At 63.7% G+C, this 18,129-nt stretch carries 17 protein-coding genes; 10 read left to right on the forward strand and 7 right to left on the reverse strand.

The features are described 5' to 3' along the window. The first annotated feature begins 204 nt into the window (after positions 1-204). Genes HYH08_RS00925 through HYH08_RS00945 form a run of 5 tightly spaced genes read left to right on the forward strand, consistent with a single transcriptional unit; the run spans position 205 to position 5,700 of the window. Entirely contained in the window at positions 205-2,748 is a 2,544-nt protein-coding gene (locus HYH08_RS00925; RefSeq protein WP_220008329.1) for a TonB-dependent receptor, read from the forward strand. A gap of 16 nt (positions 2,749-2,764) precedes the next feature. Beyond that, the gene (locus tag HYH08_RS00930) at positions 2,765-3,454 is read left to right on the forward strand and encodes a Fe2+-dependent dioxygenase (protein WP_220007859.1); all 690 of its coding nucleotides are present in this window, start codon (positions 2,765-2,767) and stop codon (positions 3,452-3,454) included. Then, positions 3,451-4,374, forward strand: coding sequence for a tonB-system energizer ExbB (gene exbB / locus HYH08_RS00935; protein WP_220007860.1), 924 nt, complete (start codon positions 3,451-3,453; stop codon positions 4,372-4,374). Before HYH08_RS00930 ends, exbB begins: the two co-directional genes overlap by 4 nt. A 3-nt stretch (positions 4,375-4,377) precedes the next feature. Continuing rightward, positions 4,378-4,842 carry a TonB system transport protein ExbD gene (gene exbD / locus HYH08_RS00940; protein WP_220007861.1) on the forward strand — a complete coding sequence of 155 codons (465 nt, stop codon included), beginning with the start codon at positions 4,378-4,380 and terminating at the stop codon, positions 4,840-4,842. A 9-nt stretch (positions 4,843-4,851) separates the two neighbouring features. Then, positions 4,852-5,700: an energy transducer TonB family protein gene (locus HYH08_RS00945; RefSeq protein ID WP_220007862.1), complete on the forward strand. Its 849-nt coding sequence runs from the start codon at positions 4,852-4,854 to the stop codon at positions 5,698-5,700. Here HYH08_RS00945 and HYH08_RS00950 read toward each other — a convergent pair. The 3 genes from HYH08_RS00950 to HYH08_RS00960 all read right to left on the reverse strand — a co-directional run bounded on the left by HYH08_RS00950 (position 5,688) and on the right by HYH08_RS00960 (position 7,790). Beyond that, positions 5,688-6,110: a hypothetical protein gene (locus tag HYH08_RS00950; protein ID WP_220008330.1), complete on the reverse strand. Its 423-nt coding sequence runs from the start codon at positions 6,108-6,110 to the stop codon at positions 5,688-5,690. The two genes, HYH08_RS00945 and HYH08_RS00950, sit on opposite strands and share 13 nt — an antisense overlap. A gap of 63 nt (positions 6,111-6,173) precedes the next feature. Continuing rightward, complete coding sequence (locus HYH08_RS00955) at positions 6,174-6,854, reverse strand: site-2 protease family protein (RefSeq protein WP_220007863.1); 681 nt, start codon at positions 6,852-6,854, stop codon at positions 6,174-6,176. A 69-nt stretch (positions 6,855-6,923) separates the two neighbouring features. Further along, positions 6,924-7,790, reverse strand: a complete 867-nt coding sequence (locus HYH08_RS00960) for a LysR substrate-binding domain-containing protein (RefSeq protein ID WP_220007864.1) — start codon at positions 7,788-7,790, stop codon at positions 6,924-6,926. Between the two features lie 89 nt (positions 7,791-7,879). On the opposite strand from HYH08_RS00960, the gene HYH08_RS00965 reads away from it, so the two are divergent. After that, complete coding sequence (locus HYH08_RS00965; RefSeq protein ID WP_220007865.1) at positions 7,880-8,779, forward strand: DMT family transporter; 900 nt, start codon at positions 7,880-7,882, stop codon at positions 8,777-8,779. Positions 8,780-8,877: 98 nt separating this feature from the next. On the opposite strand, the gene HYH08_RS00970 is transcribed toward HYH08_RS00965, so the two are convergent. The 4 genes from HYH08_RS00970 to gntR form a co-directional block, all read right to left on the reverse strand. Continuing rightward, on the reverse strand, positions 8,878-9,624 hold the full coding sequence (locus HYH08_RS00970) for an SDR family NAD(P)-dependent oxidoreductase (RefSeq protein WP_220007866.1): 747 nt from the start codon (positions 9,622-9,624) through the stop codon (positions 8,878-8,880). Between the two features lie 17 nt (positions 9,625-9,641). Next, positions 9,642-10,373 (reverse strand): SDR family oxidoreductase, encoded by a 732-nt coding sequence (locus tag HYH08_RS00975; RefSeq protein WP_220007867.1) that lies wholly within the window; start codon positions 10,371-10,373, stop codon positions 9,642-9,644. A gap of 132 nt (positions 10,374-10,505) precedes the next feature. Next, positions 10,506-12,335 (reverse strand): IlvD/Edd family dehydratase, encoded by a 1,830-nt coding sequence (locus HYH08_RS00980; protein ID WP_220007868.1) that lies wholly within the window; start codon positions 12,333-12,335, stop codon positions 10,506-10,508. Between the two features lie 122 nt (positions 12,336-12,457). Then, positions 12,458-13,558, reverse strand: a complete 1,101-nt coding sequence (gene gntR, locus HYH08_RS00985) for an HTH-type transcriptional regulator GntR (protein WP_220007869.1) — start codon at positions 13,556-13,558, stop codon at positions 12,458-12,460. Between the two features lie 201 nt (positions 13,559-13,759). On the opposite strand from gntR, the gene HYH08_RS00990 reads away from it, so the two are divergent. The 4 genes from HYH08_RS00990 to HYH08_RS01005 all read left to right on the forward strand — a co-directional run bounded on the left by HYH08_RS00990 (position 13,760) and on the right by HYH08_RS01005 (position 18,098). Further along, complete coding sequence (locus HYH08_RS00990) at positions 13,760-14,821, forward strand: ABC transporter ATP-binding protein (protein ID WP_220007870.1); 1,062 nt, start codon at positions 13,760-13,762, stop codon at positions 14,819-14,821. A 71-nt stretch (positions 14,822-14,892) separates the two neighbouring features. Continuing rightward, complete coding sequence (locus HYH08_RS00995) at positions 14,893-16,206, forward strand: ABC transporter substrate-binding protein (RefSeq protein WP_220007871.1); 1,314 nt, start codon at positions 14,893-14,895, stop codon at positions 16,204-16,206. Between the two features lie 66 nt (positions 16,207-16,272). Beyond that, positions 16,273-17,220 carry a carbohydrate ABC transporter permease gene (locus HYH08_RS01000; RefSeq protein WP_220007872.1) on the forward strand — a complete coding sequence of 316 codons (948 nt, stop codon included), beginning with the start codon at positions 16,273-16,275 and terminating at the stop codon, positions 17,218-17,220. A 2-nt stretch (positions 17,221-17,222) separates the two neighbouring features. After that, on the forward strand, positions 17,223-18,098 hold the full coding sequence (locus tag HYH08_RS01005; RefSeq protein WP_220007873.1) for a carbohydrate ABC transporter permease: 876 nt from the start codon (positions 17,223-17,225) through the stop codon (positions 18,096-18,098). Positions 18,099-18,129 lie beyond the last annotated feature (31 nt).

Below are 18,129 nucleotides of genomic sequence, written 5' to 3' on the forward strand. Positions count from 1 at the left end.
TGCGGCGTTTTTCTCGCGCGTTTTAGAACGGCTCCAATCTTTGTTTTAGAACCGTTTCAAACTGGAATTTAGAATCGTTTTGATCTGGACTTATTCAAGAGTTCTCGCGGCCTGCGCGCATTGACCCACTATTTTGCCGCCGATACCAACAGCCTAATCGCTCGTCGAAGTGAATGAGCGGACATGAAAATGGGGCGTGGTGTAATGGGGCAGGTGGTCGCACCGAAGTCGTTGCGTTCGGCGGCAGCGTTCAATCCGGTGGATGAGAAGTCCGCGGGCATTTCCGGCAAGAAGGTTTCGGCAGTCGCGAGCTTGATCGCGGTGGCGTCGGTGTCGAGCGGCGCCGAGGCGCAGCAGTCGAACCTGCCGCAGGTGACGGTCGATGCGCCGGTCGCGCGTCCGCGTCCAACCGCCTCGAAGCCGACGCCGGATCAGGTCCGCGCGCGCAACGCGCTTCGCCGCGCCGCGCAGCGGCAGCAGGCGGCGCAACAGGCGGCTCCGGCCGCGCCATCTGGCCCGGCCGATGCGAACCCCTATGCCGATCCCGCCGCGCCCTACAAGGTCGACCACGTCCAGGCAGGTGGCAAATTTCCGGAGAAGCTGGTCGATACGCCGAAATCGATCACGGTTCTCAGCAAGGAAGTGCTCGAGGACAAGAACGCCACGTCGCTCAAGCAGGCGATCCTGAGCACGGCCGGCGTCACTCTCGGCTCTGGAGAGGGCGGCAATGCGTTCGGAGATCGCTTCTTCATCCGCGGCTTCGACGCGCGCAACGACATCTTCATCGACGGCGTGCGCGATTCCGGCGTCAGCGTGCGCGAGAACTTCTTCACCGAGCAGGTCGAGATCCTGCGCGGTCCGGGTTCGACCTTTTCCGGTCGTGGCGTTGCCGGCGGCGCAATCAACATCGTCACCAAGGAAGCGAAGACGGGGAAAAGCTTCTACAACATGGACACCACGTTTGGCACCGACCAGACCAAGCGTGTCACGCTCGACGTCAACCAAGTGATCGATCCGACGTTCGCCGTCCGCGCCGGCGGTCTGTTCCAGGATGCCGACGTCGCTGGACGTGACTACGTCAAGGACAATCGGAACGGCGCCTTCGTCGCCACGACGTGGAAGCCGATCGACGCGGTCAAGGTCACCGCGAATTATATTCATACCGAACTGACCGGCGTTCCTGACTTTGGCGTGCCCTATTATCGCCCAAGCACGTCGTCGACTGCTGGCGGTCCGTTCCCCGACTTCGGTGCCAACCGGAACAACTGGTATGGCCAGATCAACCGCGACTTTTATCGGACCGGGCAGGATATCGGCACGCTGAACGCAGAAGTGCAGATCTCACCTGATCTGACGGTCAGCAACAAGTTCCGCGCCTCGCGTTCTACGCAGAACTACGTCGGAACACTGCCGGAGAGTCCGGTGGTCGCCAACCCGCTCTCGGCTTCGACCCTCACCATGAATCCGCAGAGCCGTCTGCAGATCACCGACGTGCTCGCCAACCAGACCGAGGCGACCTACAAATTCCAGGATGGCGCCGGCTTCAAGCACACCGCGCTGGCGGGTATCGAGGTCGATCGTGAGCGGTCGTCGATCGACAAATATCTCGGCCTCACCTCCGAGGGGAACGGAATCCCGACCACCCCATCCGGCTCGCCGACCGGCGTCAGCGTCTTCGCTCCACAAGACACGTACTTGCCCGGCAAGGCGCTCGCGCTGGCGGGCCTGCCCACCAAGATCGGCATCGACACCGTCAGCGGCTACGTCATGGATAGTGCGAACTATCACGACCTCCTCATCCTCAACGGCGGTTTCCGCTACGACAATTACAAGATCAACACGTCGGGATACGGAACGATCGGTGGCGTGAGCCAGTTTGGGCAGCAATCGGCAGAATTCCTGATCCCCAACTTCAACCTTGGTCTCACGCTTAAGCCACTGCCGAATGGCAGCGTCTACGTGGCCTACGCCACCTCCGCGAATCCCGTTGGTGCCGAGTTCGACGGGACGAGCACCGCCTATGGCGGTCTTACGCCGGTGCTCAATGGCAATTCGAACCAGATTTTCGGGCCGGAAAAGAACAAGGCGATTGAGGTCGGCACGAAGTGGGAGTTGTTCGACCGTCATCTCCTGCTGACGGCGGCCCTGTTTCAGACCGAAAAGGAAAACGCGCGAGAATCGCAGAACATTACCCCGGCGACGGCAACTGCAACTTGTCCCTATCCTCCGGCGACGACCGGCACCGTGTCCTGCATCACCGCCGGTGCGGCCTACCGCATCCGCGGCATCGATCTCGGCGTTGGCGGCAAACTCACGGACAAGTGGAGCGTGTTCGGCGGTCTCGTGCTGATGGAGTCCGAGGTGACGAAGTCATTGGCGCCGTCTGCGAACAAGACCCTCTATCCGACCAATGTCGGACTGCCGCTCGCCAATATCGCGCATCAGTCGTTCAGCCTGCTGTCGAAATATCAGATCAACGACATCTGGGAGTTGGGCGGACAGGCGGTGTACCGCTCCAAGATCTACGGCGGCACCTTGCTCGCAGCCAACCAAGGCACATCGATCCCGAGCTATTGGCGGTTCGACATGTTTGCGGAAGCCAAGATCAACAAGAACTGGCAGGTCAAGCTGTTCGTAAACAACATCTTCGACAAGCGCTACTATGACGCTCTTTACCAAAGCGCCGCGCCCTTCGTGCTCGAGGCGCCGGGACGCGCCGCCTATGTGGTCGTGTCGGCGCGCTACTGAGTGACGACGAGGGGTCATGCTGACGTGCATTGAAGGCGTTCTGAGCAAGGATGATGTGGCGGATTTCCGCCGCATCATGGACGCTAGCGATTGGGAAGACGGCCGCTCCACCGCCGGCGCGCAGTCGGCCATGGTCAAGCGCAACGAGCAGTTGCCGCCCGACAGCGACGTCGCGCGAAAACTCGGTAGCCGCATCATCTCGGCGCTGACGTCGAACCCGCGCTTCATCGCGGCCGCCATCCCGCTCCAGATATTCCCGCCGCTGTTCAACCGCTATGCGGCGGACAGCGGCCATCACTTCGGCCTGCATGTCGACAACGCGATCCGCGGTGACCGCCTGACCGGCCTTCGCATCCGCACCGACCTGTCGGTCACGCTGTTCCTCGCTGAGCCGGAAGACTATGACGGTGGCGAACTTGTGATCGAGGACACCTACGGTTCGCACGAGGTCAAGTTGCCAGCCGGCGACTGCGTGCTCTATCCCTCGACCAGCCTGCATCTGGTCACGCCGGTGACGAGGGGAACGCGGGTTGCGTCTTTCTTCTGGCTTCAGAGCATGATACGGGACGATCAAGCCCGGAGCATGATCTTTGACCTCGACACCGCGATACAGGCGCTGGTGGAACGGCTCGGGCGTGACGATCCCGAAACGGTCAAATTGACGGGTATCTATCACAACCTCATTCGCTACTGGGCCGAAGTATGAAGAGCATGTCCTCCCCTGCAAGCCTCGCCGCCGTTCTGTTGCTAGCGGCCGCCTGGCTCGCATCTCCTGTTTCCGCCCAGACACAATCTCCGGCCGCCGCGCCGCAGACTTCTCAGGCTCCGGCCGCAGCTCCCGCTCCGGCAATTGCCGCCCCAGCAGCGCCTGCCGCCCCCGCGGCGACCCCGCCGGCCGCGGCGAAGTCCGAAGCGGTATCCATTGGCGTACCCGGCATGAAGGAATTGTCGCCCTGGGTGATGTTCCTGTCGGCCGACGTCGTCGTGAAGGCGGTAATGATCGGGCTCGCCCTTGCATCGCTGATGACCTGGACCGTCCTGATCGCCAAGTCGATCGAGCTGTCGGTCGCCTCGACCAAGCTGCGTTCGGCGCTGAAGAAGACCGCCGAAGCGCGCTCGCTTGCGGAAGCGCAGATGGCGCTCGGCGGCAAGGAGGGCATCCTGCCGTCCTTCCTGGCGGCGGCGCTGCGCGAGGCGCGGATGTCGGCGGGCCTGTCCAGCGATGCCGGCATCAAGGAACGTGCGGCCTCGAGCTTCCAGGAGATCGTGCGCGCTGAAGCGCGGCGCATCCGCATCGGCATGGGTGTGCTCGCGACCATCGGCTCGACGTCGCCCTTCGTCGGCCTGTTCGGCACGGTCTGGGGCATCATGAACAGCTTCATCGGCATCTCGAAGTCGCAGACCACGAACCTCGCCGTCGTCGCGCCCGGCATCGCCGAGGCGCTGCTGGCCACTGCGATCGGCCTCGTCGCCGCCATTCCCGCCGTCATCATCTACAACCACTTCTCGCGCGTGACGAAGAGCTATCTCGAACTGGTCAGCCGTGCCTCGGGTGCGGCGGCGCGGCTGCTCTCGCGCGATCTCGACCGCAGCCACGGCAGCGTGCATTCGCGCGCGGCGGAGTGAAGCATGGCCGTTTCGCTCGCAGACAACGATGACGATGACGATTTCTCGGAAACGCATGACATCAACGTCACGCCGTTCATCGACGTCATCCTGGTGCTGCTGATCATCTTCATGGTCGCAGCACCGCTGTCCACCGTCGACCTGCCGGTCGATCTGCCGACGTCGAGCGCGATGCCACAGAAGAAGCCGGACAAGCCGACCTATCTCAGCATCAGGCGCGATCTGACGGTCGCGATCGGCGAGGAGACCGTCCATCGCGCCCAGCTGATCGGGACCCTCGACGCGACGCCCGACATGAGCAAGGACAAGTACATCTTCCTGCGCGCCGATCGCGCGGTGCCCTATGGCGAGTTGATGGGCGTGATGGAGCTGTTACGCTCCGGCGGCTATACCAAGGTGAAGCTGGTTGCGCTCGAAGGGCCTCCCGCGGCGGCGGGAACACCCGCCGCGAGCCCTGCGCAGCCCTAGAGGTCAGTCATGTCTGACGCCGAGCTCCAACCTAGATCGTCCCGAAGGCTTTGGATTTGGCCTGCCGTCGGCCTTTGGACGCTGGCCGCCGTCGCGGCTGTCGCCCTCCATGTGGGTGGCGCTGCGCTCGCGCTGGCAAATCTGAAGTCTGACGACGGCGAAGGGCTGGGCGCTGCGGGGGCGGAATTCGCGGTCGAGATGGCCTCGCCGCCGGCTCAGGAGTCCGACAAGGCGCCCGGGCCGCAGGATTCCGAGGAGCAGGAAGAGCGCCCGGAGATGCCCGAGCAGAAGGCCGAGGTCAAACAGACCGACCTTCCTCAGGACCGGCCGCAGCAGGTCGAGGAGGCCGATCGGCTCGTCACCGAGAACAAGCCGAAGAAGGAGCAGGACGACGATCCCAAGATCGCCGCCGTCGAAACGCCGGCCATGGAGGCCGCGCAGAAGTCGATTGCGATGGAGCGGCAGACCTTCGAGGAGGCCACGCGCGAGGCCGAGAAGGCCACGGCGCCGGTGATGGGCATCGGCAAGGACGTTCTGCAGGTGACCGCCGACTGGAATCGCAAGATCAGCGCGCACCTCTCGGCGCACAAGGTCAATCCGGAAGGCAAGGACCCCAAGAACGAGACAACCAAGGTGAGCTTTGCGCTCAACCGCATGGGCAATGTGCTGTCGGTGGATGTCGTGACCTCGTCCGGGGACAAGGCCTTCGACGCCGCGGCGATCGCTATGGTCCGCAAGTCAGACCCGTTCCCGCAGCCGCCTGCCGCGCTGACCGAAGACCGGATCGAGCGCACGGTCGAGATCGTCTTCAAGCCGCCGGACGAGAAGAAAAAGAAGAAACAGGCTCAGCGCCAGTAGAGCCGGATCCCGACATAGACCACGACCAGGCAGGCGAAGATCAGCGCGACCGGAAGCGGGCGCTTCTGGGCGCCGCTGGCGGCCGACCCGAAGAAACTGACCTTGGCCTTCGGCTTGGGGGCCGGGCGCCGGAAGGCGGTAACATTGTCCGCCGCCGGCTCCGGCGGGCGGGGCCGGACGTCGGGCGGGGTTCCCGCACCGCCCATCTCGGCATAATAGGCCTTGTAGATCGCCCCGATGGTGGCCTCGGTGGCCTCGCCTTCGCTCATCTGCGCTAAGAGGTTCTTGTAGCTGGTCAGGAACTCCTGGGCCTCCGGAGGCAGCGCGGATGACCCGTTGAGCTTCGCCATCATCTTCCAGGTGGCAAAATCAGCGCGGGCGCGGGTGTCCGCGCGTCGCGCGATCAGCATATCGGCAGCTTTGACCAAGTCGGCCTCGAGCCTTTCGGCTTGTGTTCGGGGTGTTCTCTTCAACTACGCATTGCCGGTCAGAAAGAGAACAGCCTGAATCACATAACCGGTCAACGTCCTCAGTATTGCTGAAATAACATCAAGATTTAGACCGAACTGCGAGCCGGCCAGCGGCAGCAGAATCAGCAGGCCGATCAGGATCAGCATGCCATATGGCTCGAGCCGGGCGAGCGGCAGAGCGAGCGGTCGCGGCAGCAGCCCGACCGCGACACGGCCGCCATCGAGCGGCGGGATCGGCATCATGTTGAACACCGCCAGCACCGCGTTGATGAGCAGCGTATTCTTGAGGTTGTCGAAGATCCACTGTGCCGAGCCGGCCGGGGCCAGCGGCAGGGCATGGAGGGCGAGCGCCGCCACGAGCGCCAGCAGGATGTTGGTCACGGGCCCGGCCAGGGCCACCCAGACCATGTCGAGCCTGGGGTTGTTGAGCTTGCGGAAATTCACCGGCACCGGCTTGGCGTAGCCGAACAGGAAGGGTGAATGCGCGAACAGCAGCATCGCCGGCAGGATCACGGTGCCGAACGGTTCGATATGCTTGATCGGGTTGAAGCTGACGCGGCCGAGCTGCGCGGCGGTGTTGTCGCCGAGACGGTCCGCGACGAAGGCGTGCGCGGCCTCGTGGAAGGTGATGGCGATCAGGAGCGGAAGGATCCAGACCGACAGGTCATAAAAGGAAAGGTTCACGGCTCGTCAGTCCCGGCTTGCCTCGTGGCCTTGCAGCCAACCCGGCCGATCCGGTGATGGGGCAACGCGTCAGGTCAGCATATGGGACGCCGGTTCCGAAATCCCAAGCTGTAAATGATCGGCCAGCAGCGCCGCCGGCCGCGACAGATTGCGCGCGCGGTGGAGGCGGATGTCCGCCGCCGGCAGCGCCGGCAGGCCGTTCGCGAGGACGCGCAGGCGAGGGGGCAGGATACCGGCTTTCACGACGGTGATGGCAAGGCCCTGCGCTGCGATGGCTTCGACCGCCGCAAGCGTGCGGCTGACAAAGGCGAGGCGCCAGGGTCGGCCAGCCGCATCGAGCGCCTCCGCGGCCCATTGCCGGAACAGGCAGCCCGGCGGATAGAGCGCGACCGGCAGCGTGTCCTGTGCTGCGCAGGGATAGGATTCGGAGGCAGCCCAGACCGCCTGCTCGCGGCGCAGCAGCTCGCCATGGCCGCGTCCTTCCGGATGCATGGCGATGACGAGGTCGTAGGCTTCGCCGAGCCGGGCCGGCATCGTCGCGGTGAGCCCGGTCTCGACCTCGATCCTGATCTCCGGATGGCTTTCGGCAAAGCGCGCCAGCAAGGGCGGAAGCACGATCGTGCCGTAATCGTCCATCACGCCGAGGCGGACGACCGCTTCGCGCTTGCATGCGCGCAGTGCATCGACGGCCTCGGCGTTGAGGTCGAGCAGCCGCCGCGCATAGACGAGCAGCTCATCGCCCGCCGCGCTCAGTGCGACGCCGGCCCTGGTGCGTTGAAACAGTTTTGTGCCGAGCCGCTCCTCGAGGCGCCTGATCTGGACGCTCACCGCGGATTGTGTGCGATTGAGCGCCGTGGCCGCGCGCGTGAAGGAGCGATGCTCGGCAACGGCGACAAAGGCCTTCAGCAGATCGGGATCGAGAGCAGAGGCGGTCATGACGAAAGCTTATCCTGCCATGACGGAAATTCCATTCCCTGTTTCGGCGCGTCTCGTATGCTGCCTGCAAGGCATCAGCGGGAGGACAGGTGGGAGAAATTTTTGGTGTTCTGGCTGCCGTGCTGTCGAGCGCGCTCGGCGGCACCTCGATCGGCGCCACGCGCTATCTTGTCGGCAGCCTCGATCCGCTCGCGATCGGCTCGTTCCGGTTCGGAATCGGCTTTCTGCTGCTGCTGCCACTGACGCTGCTGCGCGGTGATCGCTGGCCGGAGCGGGGCGACTGGGCAGCCGCCTTCGGGCTCGGCATTCTGTTCTTCGCCCTGTTTCCGATCCTGTTCAACGCCTCGCTGATCTTCACGACCGCCGCGCGCGGCGCGCTCGCGCTGTCGACGCTCCCGCTGCTGTCGCTCGTGATTGGCGCCGCCCTTGGGGCCGAAGTCCTGACCTGGCGCAAATCGATCGGCGTCGTGGTCGCGACGTCAGGCGTCGCGGTGGCGCTGCTCTCCGATCTGACCTCGGCCCCCTCGGGCGCCTGGCGCGGCGATCTCCTGATGATGGCGGCGGCGCTCTGCATGGCGCTGTACGGCATCTGGTCGAGGCCGCTGATCCGGCGCTCGAGCCCGATTGCCTTCACGACCACGAGCATGGCCGCCGGCGCGGCCTGCCTCATCCTGCTCTCGTATGTCCGCGGCAGTTTTGCGCCGGTCGCCACTTTCGGCGCGCCGCAATGGCTGGCCGCCTCTTATCTCGGCGCGTTCGGCGCCGCGCTGACCTTCTATCTCTGGGCCTTCGCGCTGGAGCGGACGACGCCGACGCGCGTCGCCATCTCCGTGACGGTCAATCCGGTCACGGCCTCGCTGGTCGGTGCCTGGCTGCTCTCCGAACCGCTGCGCTGGAATCTGGCGGCCGGCATCGTCGCGGTGTTTGCCGGGATCTGGATCGCGACCACGACGGGACGGCGCGCCGCGACCGCGTCACAGCAAGCCTGACATCACGCCGCAATCGTCCCCTGATATTGCACCAGATTATCGTCGGGCGTCAGCCAGGCGAGCTTCTCCGATCCCCACCTTCCCGGATCATGCGGGCCTCAATAGGTTGCGCGCCCGCCCGAGATATCAAACACCGCGCCGGTGGAGAAGGCGCAATCTTCCGATGCGAGCCAACTCACCATCGCGGCGAGCTCTTCGACCTGCACGAAGCGGCCCTTCGGGATCTTCGACAGCATGAAGTCGATATGCTGCTGCGTCATCTGGTCGAAGATCGCGGTCTTGGCCGCCGCCGGCGTCACCGCATTGACGAGAATGTCATGCGCGGCGAGCTCCTTGCCGAGCGACTTCGTCAGCGCGATCAGGCCGGCCTTGGACGCGGAATAGTGCGAGGCGTTCGGATTGCCTTCCTTGCCGGCGATCGAGGCGATGTTCACGATGCGCCCGTATTTCTGCTTGAGCATTTCGGGAACGATCGCTTTGCAGACGATGAAGGGGCCGTCGAGATTGATGCGCAGCACCTTGCGCCATTCCTCGAGGTCGGTCTCCCACACCGGCTTGTTGACGCCGGCGATGCCGGCATTGTTGACGAGGATGTCGATCTTGCCGAAGGCGGCCAGCGTCGCATCGCGGGCGTGCTCGACGCCTGATGTGTCGGTGACGTCGACCTTGATGACCTTGGTGTCGCCGCCGATCGCCTTGGCAGTCTTCTCGGCCAGCGCGGCGTCGAAGTCCCAGATCGCGACCTTGGCGCCGGAGGCGACGAAGCGCTCGGTGATGGCGCGGCCAAAGCCCTGCGCGCCGCCCGTGACGACGGCGACGCGGCCGTTGAGATCGATCTTGTTCATACCGGCTGCCTTGAGCGTCAGAGCATGTAGCCGCCATCGACCACGAGGTCGACGCCGGTGGTGAAGGCGCTCTCGTCGCTGCCGAGATAGACCGCCATGTTGGCGATCTCGTCGGCGGTGCCGAGCCGGCCCATCTTCTGGCGCGAGATGAACATCTCCTTGCCCTGCGGCCCTTGGGCTGCGGCGCGATCGAGCATCGAGGGGGTCTCGACGGTGCCGGGGCAGATCGAATTGCAGCGGATGCCCTTGGTGATGAAGTCGAGCGCGACCGCGCGGCTCAGCAGCGACACCGCCGCCTTCGACGAGCTGTAGACGTAGCGGTTGGCCGGCGGCCTCAGGGCCGCGCAGGAGGAGATGTTGACGATGCTGCCGCCGCCGCCCGCGATCATGTCGGGCAGGAACGCCTTGATGGTCCGGTGCATCGACTTGACGTTGAGGTCGAATGAGAAATCGAAATCCTCCTCCGAGCACTCCAGGATGGTGCCGTGATGCACGAAGCCGGCGGCGTTGAGCAGGATGTCGATCTTGCCGATACGTTTTGCAAAGGCGTTGACCTCGGCGGTGTTGCGCACGTCGAGCTTTGCGACCTCGGCGATGCCTTGCTTGGTCAGATCGGCAATGCCGGCCTCGTTGATGTCGGTGGCGATGACGGTTGCGCCTTCGCGCGCGAATGCGAGAGCGCAGGCGCGCCCGATGCCTGCCGCGGCTGCCGTGACGACGGCGCGCTTACCCTTGAGGCGGTCTGCCATTTTTTCACTCCTTTTTTGAATTGTTGTTCGTCATTCCGGGATGCGCCGTCAGGCGCAGGCCCGGAATCCATACTCCCGATCGTGGTTATGGATTCCGGGCTCGCGACTGCGTCGCGCCCCGGAATGACACTGTCAGTGATTATCCCGCGGCACGCCAAACGCCGCGGCGACGTTCTGGTAGCGCGTGGCGAGCTCTATGCATCCGCCGGTCGACTGTTGACCGACGGTGTTGCGGTAGATCTCCTGCCAGGGCGTCTGGTTCGGCGGATGCTTGAAGCCGCCGGCGGCCTTGAGCTCGGCGTGGCGCTTCTTCAGCTCATCGTCCGAGATCAGGATGTTGGCGCTGCCCTTGTTGAGGTCGATGCGCACCTTGTCGCCGGTCTTGAGGATCGCGAGGCCGCCATTGGCGGCTGCTTCCGGCGAGGCGTTCAGGATCGAGGGCGAGCCTGACGTGCCGGACTGGCGGCCGTCGCCGATGCAGGGCAGGGACAGGATGCCGCGTTTGATCAGGGCTGCCGGCGGCTGCATGTTCACGACCTCGGCGCCGCCGGGATAGCCGATCGGGCCGGTGCCGCGGATGAACAGCACGCAATGCTCGTCGATGTCGAGCGAGGCATCGTCGATCCGCTCGTGATAGTCCTCCGGACCCTCGAACACGATGGCGCGGCCCTCGAAGGCGTTCGGATCCTTGGGGTTGCTCAAGTAACGGTCGCGGAATTCCTTGGAGATCACCGAGGTTTTCATGATCGCGGAATCGAACAGATTGCCCTTCAGCACCAGGAAGCCGGCGTCCTTCACCAGAGGCTTGTCATAGGCCCGGATCACGTCGTTGTCGGGCGCGGGCGCGTCCTTGCAGTTCTCGCCAATGCCACGGCCGTTGACGGTGATCGCGTCCTCATGGATGCGCTTGTGCTTCATCAATTCGCGCACCACTGAAGGCACGCCGCCGGCGCGGTGGAATTCCTCGCCGAGATAGAAGCCGGCCGGCTGCATGTTGACCAAGAGCGGCACGTCGTGGCCGAATTTCTGCCAGTCCTCGATCGACAGCTCGACGCCGATGTGGCGGGCGAGCGCATTGATGTGGATCGGCGCATTGGTCGAGCCGCCGATCGCCGAGTTGATCACGATGCAGTTCTCGAACGCCTTGCGGGTCAGGATGTCCGACGGCTTCAAATCTTCCCAGACCATCTCGACGGCGCGTTTTCCCGTCTCGTAGGCGATCTGGCCACGCTCGCGATAGGGCGCGGGGATGGCCGCGCAGCCCGGCAGAGAGAAGCCGAGCGCTTCGGCAAGGCCGTTCATGGTGGAGGCGGTGCCCATGGTGTTGCAATGGCCGACCGACGGCGCAGAGGAGGCCACGATCTCCATGAACTCTTCATAGTCGATCTCGCCGGCCGCGAGCCGCTCGCGCGACTTCCAGACGATCGTGCCGGAGCCGGTGCGCTCGCCATTATGCCAGCCGTTCAGCATCGGGCCGCCCGACAGCACGATCGCGGGCAAATTGACAGTTGCCGCCGCCATCATCATGGCGGGCGTGGTCTTGTCGCAGCCCGTGGTCAGCACCACGCCGTCCAGCGGATAGCCGTAGAGGATCTCGACCAGGCCGAGATAAGCGAGGTTGCGGTCAAGCGCCGCGGTCGGGCGCTTGCCGGTTTCCTGAATGGGGTGAGTGGGGAATTCCATCGCAATGCCGCCGGCCTCGCGGATGCCCTCGCGGACGCGATGGGCAAGCTCGAGATGATGGCGGTTGCAGGGAGAGAGGTCGTTGCCGGATTGGGCGATGCCGATGATCGGCTTGCCGGACTGCAGCTCGGCGCGGGTGAGGCCGTAATTCAGATAGCGCTCCATATAGAGCGCGGTCATGCCCGGATTATGCGGGTTGTTGAACCACTCCTGCGAGCGGAGGTGGCGGCGGGTGCCGTTACCGGCGGGCGCATGCCCATTGGTTGGCTTTTTTGTCATTGGTTTCTCCTGCGATGCAAACGCACTGGCTTCGGTTCGAGGCTGTCGGCTTGTGCGATGCCCAACGGCGTGAGCGATGGTGGGCCTGCCCGTTGGCGGGTCGTTTCCTCACAAGTTCGATACTAGTCATGGCTACTTGGTAACGCTACCATTTTGTTCGCAGCGCCGCCGCCCGATGCGGCCAGCCTGTTGTCCTGATGGCGCGAGGACGAGCTTTGCCGCTCGATCACCTTGAAGCCGAGATCGAGCACCGGCTGCTCCGGGCGCCGTCCGTCGATTGCTTCGATCAGCATGGTGGCGGCCGTGTTACCCATCTCGTAGCGGTTGGTACGCACGCTGGTGAGAGTGGGGACGGCGGAGGCCATGAATTCGAGGTCGTTGAAGCCGACGATCGCGATCTGCTCCGGCACTGCGATCTCGCGCCGCCGGCATTCGAAGAGAACGCCGAGTGCAAGGTCGTCATTGGCGCAGAACACCGCGTCGATGTCGGGCTCGCGCGCGAGGAGATCGGCGAAGAGGGCGCCGCCCAATGTCACCGAGGTCGGCGTCGCCGTCGTGACCACGAGGCGCTGCTCGAACAGGCCGGCATCCTTCATCGCGGAGACGTATCCGTCCAGCCGCCGCTGCACCCGCGGATCCATCCGCGCGCCGACGAAGCCGATCCTGCGGTGGCCTTGCGCGAACAGATGGGTAATCGCCGCCCGCGCTGCATCATAGTGGGAAAAGCCGATCATCATGTCGACCGGGCTGGGCCCGATCTCCATGATCTGCACGATCGGGCAGTCGGCCGCCTCCAGCATCGCGCGCGATTCCGCGGTCTGGTCGATGCCGGTCACGATCAGCCCGGCCGGCTTCTGCGCCAGAAACAGGCGCAACAGCTTCTCCTCCTGCAGGATACTATAGCGTGTGTTGGAGAGCTGGATCGAGTAGCGGCTGCCTTCGGAGGCGTCGTAGATGCCGCGCAGCACGTCGGAGAACACGTTGTTGGTCAGTGACGGAATCAAGACACCGATCACTTCGGTGCGTTGCGAGGCCAGCGCCCGTGCCGCAAGGTTAGGCACATAGCCAAGCTCCCTGGCTGCGCTCTCGACCCGCGTTCGCTTGGCGACCGACAGCGCCTCCGGATTACGGAAGAAGCGGGACGCGGTGATCGGGCTCACGCCGGCAAGCTCGGCGACTTCCGCCAGCCGGATTTTGCCTGACTTGGTGCGTTTTCGACCCATTTGCTGCTCTTAGCATAGCCATTGTCGAAACCAAAGGATCGTTGACAGCGCTACCAGCACAGACTAACCAAAGACAAATTGCCAAAACCGCACAAACTGCCGACAATGTCGCCTGGTAAGACCGGGCTTCGGTTGGTGAAGTCTGAAAAGCAAGACGGTCGCGGCGCAAGAGGCGTCGTGGACTCGTGAGGAGGGAACTAGATGTCGTCTGTGCAAATCCGCGACGTGCGGAAATCGTTCGGCAATTTTGAAGTCCTGCACGGCGTTTCGATTCCGATCGAGGACGGTCAGTTCGTCGTCCTGGTTGGCCCTTCCGGCTGCGGCAAGTCGACGCTTCTGCGCATGCTCGCAGGCCTCGAGAACATCACCTCCGGCACGATCTCGATCGGCGACCGCGTCGTCAACAATGTCCAGCCCAAGGAGCGGGACATTGCGATGGTGTTCCAGAACTACGCGCTCTACCCGCACATGACGGTCGGCGAGAACATGGGCTTCTCGCTGAAGCTGCGCAATGCGAGCTCCGACGAGATCAACAAGCGCGTCAAGCGCGCCGCCGAGATCCTCGCGCTGTCGCCGCTGCTGGATCGTTATCCGCGTCAGCTCTCCGGCGGTCAGCGCCAGCGCGTCGCCATGGGCCGCGCCATCGTGCGCGATCCCCAGGTCTTCCTGTTCGACGAGCCGCTGTCGAACCTCGACGCCAAGCTGCGCGTCGCCATGCGCACCGAGATCAAGGAGCTGCACCAGCGGCTCAAGACCACGACCGTCTACGTCACCCACGACCAGATCGAGGCCATGACCATGGCCGACAAGATCGTCGTCATGCATGACGGCATCGTCGAGCAGATGGGCACGCCGCTCGAGCTGTACGACAAGCCCGAAAACCAGTTCGTCGCCGGCTTCATCGGCTCGCCTGCCATGAACTTCCTGAAGGGGCATGTGCGCGTCAACGGCGTCGCGACCTTCGAGGGTCCGAACGGCGTCAAGCTGCCGCTGAAGAATGCGCCGGCGAACTCCGACGGCCGTCCCGCCGTTTATGGCGTGCGGCCTGAGCATTTCACCATCGCGGATGATGGCGCCGATGCCGAGATCATCGTGGTCGAACCGACCGGATCGGAGACGCAGGTGTTCGCCAAGGTTGGCGGCGAGCAGGTCGTCGCGGTCTTCCGCGAACGCCACCAGTTCAACCCGGGCGACAAGGTTCGGCTGAAGCCCGACCCCTCGCTGATTCATCTGTTCGACGACGCGACGGGCAAACGCCTGTAGCGACGTCGCAGAACTGCCCAAAACTGCCCAAGACTACCAAAATACAAATTATAAAATTCAGGGAGAGAACGATGAGCAATTTCGACAGGCGAAGTGTGCTTAAAGCTGGCCTGGGCGGCGCAGCGTTGCTGGCCGGCCCGGGCATCGTCCCGGTCCGTGCTGCCGAGTGGACCAATACGCCCGAGCCGAACGCCTCCATCCGGGTGCTGCGCTGGAAGCAGTTCATCCAGGCCGAGTTCGACAAGTTCGCCGAGCAGACCAAGAAGTTCTCCGAGAAGACCGGCGTCAAGGTGAAGCTCGAGGCCGAGAGCTGGGAGGACATCCGTCCGAAGGCTGCGGTCGCCGCCAATGTCGGCGCCGGTCCCGACCTGATCATCGGCACGCTCGACGACCCCCACAAATTTCCCGAGAAGCTGATCGACGTGACCGACGTCGCGGACTATCTCGGCAAGCAGTATGGCGGCTGGTATCCGGTGGCCGAGCGCTACGGCAAGAAGGGCAATGGCTGGATCGCCATTCCGCAAGGCGCGACCGGCGGCTGCCTGAACTACCGCGTCAGCCACATGAAGGCGGCGGGCTTCGAGAAATTCCCAACCGACACCGACGGCTTCCTCAAGCTGTGCCAGGGGCTGAAGAAGAACAACACGCCGGCCGGCTTCGCGCTCGGCCATGCCACGGGCGATGCAAACGGCTGGTGCCAGTGGGCGCTGTGGGCGTTCGGCGGCAAGGTCGTCAACGACAAGAACGAGGTCGTGATCGACTCGCCGGAGACGATCGCCGCGATCGAGTACGTCAAGCAGCTCTACGAAACCTTCATTCCGGGCGTGCTGTCCTGGAACGACTCGAACAATAACAAGGCGTTCCTCAACGGCGAACTCAGCCTGACCTTGAACGGCATCTCGATCTGGACCGTCGGCAAGAACTCCACCGATCCGAAGCAGCAGGAGATCGCCAAGGACATGGACCACGCGCCGATGCCGATCGGCCCGGTCGGCGTGCCGACCGAACAGCAGAACGTGCTGGTCTATTACGGCTACAAGCACTCGAAGTATCCGAAGGCGGTCAAGGAGTTCATCAAGTTCATGATGGACAAGGAGAACTACGACGCCTGGGAGGTCGCTTCCAACGGCTACGTGTCGCCGCCGCTGCCGGCCTATAATGACAACCCGGTGTGGACGTCGGATCCGAAGATCACCCCGTACCGCGACTGCCTGAAGCGCTGCCGCGACAACGGCTATGCCGGCGATCTCGGTTATGCCTCCGCGGCCGTGATGGGTGACTTCGTCGTCGTCGACATGTTCGCCGAGGCCGCCTCCGGCTCGGCGACGCCGAAGCAGGCGGCCGCGCGCGCCGCCGAGCGCGCCAAGCGCTACTACCAGGTCTGATCAGCTCCAATCTGCGCGGCGTCCGGTTTTCCGGACGCCGCGCCTGTTCTTTGAGGGGAGTTCGACATGGCGGTCATCGCCGAGCCCGTCGCCGCGCACGTCAAGCGCAGCAGCCTGTGGACCAGGGCATTCGAGAGCCGGAATTTTCTCGGCGCGATGTTTATGGTGCCGGCGATCGCCATCCTGATCCTGTTTCTCGCTTACCCGCTGGCGCTGGGCTTCTGGCTCGGCATGACCGACACCAAGATCGGCGGGGCCGGGCGCTATATCGGTTTTGCCAACTTCGTGTCGCTGGCCAAGGACTCGGTGTTCTGGCTCTCGGTGTTCAACACCATCTTCTATACGGTGACCGCGAGCATCGTGAAATTTGCCATCGGCCTTTATCTGGCGCTGCTGCTCAACGAGCACCTGCCGTTCAAGTCGATGATCCGCGCCATCGTGCTGCTGCCCTTCGTGGTGCCGACGGTGCTCTCCGCGATCGCGTTCTGGTGGATCTATGACAGCCAGTTCTCGATCATCTCCTGGGTGCTGATCAAGGCCGGCCTGATCACGCGCTATATCGACTTCCTCGGCGATCCCTGGAATGCGCGCCTGTCGGTGGTCGCCGCCAACATCTGGCGCGGCGTGCCTTTCGTCGCAATCACGCTGCTGGCGGGATTGCAGACCATCTCGCCCTCGCTCTACGAGGCCGCCAATCTCGACGGCGCCACCAACATGCAGCGCTTCCGCCACATCACGCTGCCGATGCTGTCGCCGATCATCGCGGTCGTGATGACGTTCTCGGTGCTGATGACCTTCACCGATTTCCAGCTGATCTACACCATCACGCGGGGTGGGCCGATCAATGCCACGCATCTGATGGCGACGCTGTCGTTCCAGCGCGCCATCACCGGCGGCAATCTCGGCGAGGGCGCGGCGATCTCGAACGCGATGATCCCGTTCCTGGTCGCGGCGATCCTGCTCAGCTTCTTCGGGCTTCAGCGCTCCCGCTGGCAGCAGGGCGGGAGGGACTGATCATGACCACCGTGGAAGACCAAAGCGTCGGAATGGACTACCTCGAGAGCTTCCCGCGAAAGTTCTTGCGCGTCTATCTTCCGCTTCTGCTGATCATCTTCTTCCTGCTGTTCCCGTTCTACTGGATGGCGGTCGCGACGTTCAAGCCGGACGCGGAGATGTACGATTACGAGAAGTACAATCCGTTCTGGATCGTGCATCCGACGCTGGAGCACATCAAGAAACTGTTCTTCGAAACCGACTATCCGCTCTGGATGTGGAACACCGTGATCGTCTCGGTGTCCTCGACCTTCATCTCGCTGTTCGCCAGCGTCTGCGCCGCCTACGCGATCGAGCGCCTACGCTACACCGGCTCGCGCTATGTCGGCCTTGCGATCTTCCTCGGCTATCTCGTGCCGCCCTCGATCCTGTTCATTCCGCTGGCGGCGATCGTGTTCCAGCTCGGCCTGTTCGACGGCAATCTGGCGCTGATCCTGACCTATCCGACCTTCCTGATCCCGTTCTGCACCTGGCTCTTGATGGGCTATTTCCGCACCATTCCTTACGAGCTGGAGGAATGCGCGCTGATCGACGGGGCGACGCGGCTCCAGATCCTGATCAAGATCACACTGCCGCTGTCGCTCCCGGGGGTGATCTCGGCCGGCATCTTCGCGTTCACGTTGTCCTGGAACGAGTTCATCTATGCGCTGACCTTCATCTCCTCCTCGGAGAACAAGACGATTCCCGTCGGCGCCATCACCGAGCTCGTCAACGGCGACGTCTATCATTGGGGCGCGCTGATGGCGGCGGCCCTGACCGGCTCGGTCCCCGTAGTTATCCTTTATTCCTTCTTCGTAGAGTACTATGTGTCGGCAATGACCGGCGCCGTGAAGGAATGACCAGCGGGGCCGCAATGAGGGCGCGCTGCGG

The sequence above is a fragment of the Bradyrhizobium sp. BR 10289 genome, assembly GCF_019455385.1.
Classification (GTDB): Bacteria; Pseudomonadota; Alphaproteobacteria; order Rhizobiales; family Xanthobacteraceae; genus Bradyrhizobium.

Bases quoted from the DNA above. Each gene is read 5' to 3' on its own strand.
- HYH08_RS00995 (WP_220007871.1), top strand. From the start codon at position 14,893: ATGAGCAATTTCGACAGGCGAAGTGTGCTTAAAGCTGGCCTGGGCGGC.
- HYH08_RS00960 (WP_220007864.1), bottom strand. From the start codon at position 7,790: ATGACCGCCTCTGCTCTCGATCCCGATCTGCTGAAGGCCTTTGTCGCC.
- HYH08_RS00975 (WP_220007867.1), bottom strand. From the start codon at position 10,373: ATGGCAGACCGCCTCAAGGGTAAGCGCGCCGTCGTCACGGCAGCCGCG.
- HYH08_RS00930 (WP_220007859.1), top strand. From the start codon at position 2,765: ATGCTGACGTGCATTGAAGGCGTTCTGAGCAAGGATGATGTGGCGGAT.
- gntR (WP_220007869.1), bottom strand. From the start codon at position 13,558: ATGGGTCGAAAACGCACCAAGTCAGGCAAAATCCGGCTGGCGGAAGTC.
- HYH08_RS00945 (WP_220007862.1), top strand. From the start codon at position 4,852: ATGTCTGACGCCGAGCTCCAACCTAGATCGTCCCGAAGGCTTTGGATT.
- HYH08_RS00950 (WP_220008330.1), bottom strand. From the start codon at position 6,110: ATGCTGATCGCGCGACGCGCGGACACCCGCGCCCGCGCTGATTTTGCC.
- HYH08_RS00980 (WP_220007868.1), bottom strand. From the start codon at position 12,335: ATGACAAAAAAGCCAACCAATGGGCATGCGCCCGCCGGTAACGGCACC.
- HYH08_RS01000 (WP_220007872.1), top strand. From the start codon at position 16,273: ATGGCGGTCATCGCCGAGCCCGTCGCCGCGCACGTCAAGCGCAGCAGC.
- HYH08_RS00990 (WP_220007870.1), top strand. From the start codon at position 13,760: ATGTCGTCTGTGCAAATCCGCGACGTGCGGAAATCGTTCGGCAATTTT.
- exbB (WP_220007860.1), top strand. From the start codon at position 3,451: ATGAAGAGCATGTCCTCCCCTGCAAGCCTCGCCGCCGTTCTGTTGCTA.
- exbD (WP_220007861.1), top strand. From the start codon at position 4,378: ATGGCCGTTTCGCTCGCAGACAACGATGACGATGACGATTTCTCGGAA.
- HYH08_RS01005 (WP_220007873.1), top strand. From the start codon at position 17,223: ATGACCACCGTGGAAGACCAAAGCGTCGGAATGGACTACCTCGAGAGC.
- HYH08_RS00925 (WP_220008329.1), top strand. From the start codon at position 205: ATGGGGCAGGTGGTCGCACCGAAGTCGTTGCGTTCGGCGGCAGCGTTC.
- HYH08_RS00970 (WP_220007866.1), bottom strand. From the start codon at position 9,624: ATGAACAAGATCGATCTCAACGGCCGCGTCGCCGTCGTCACGGGCGGC.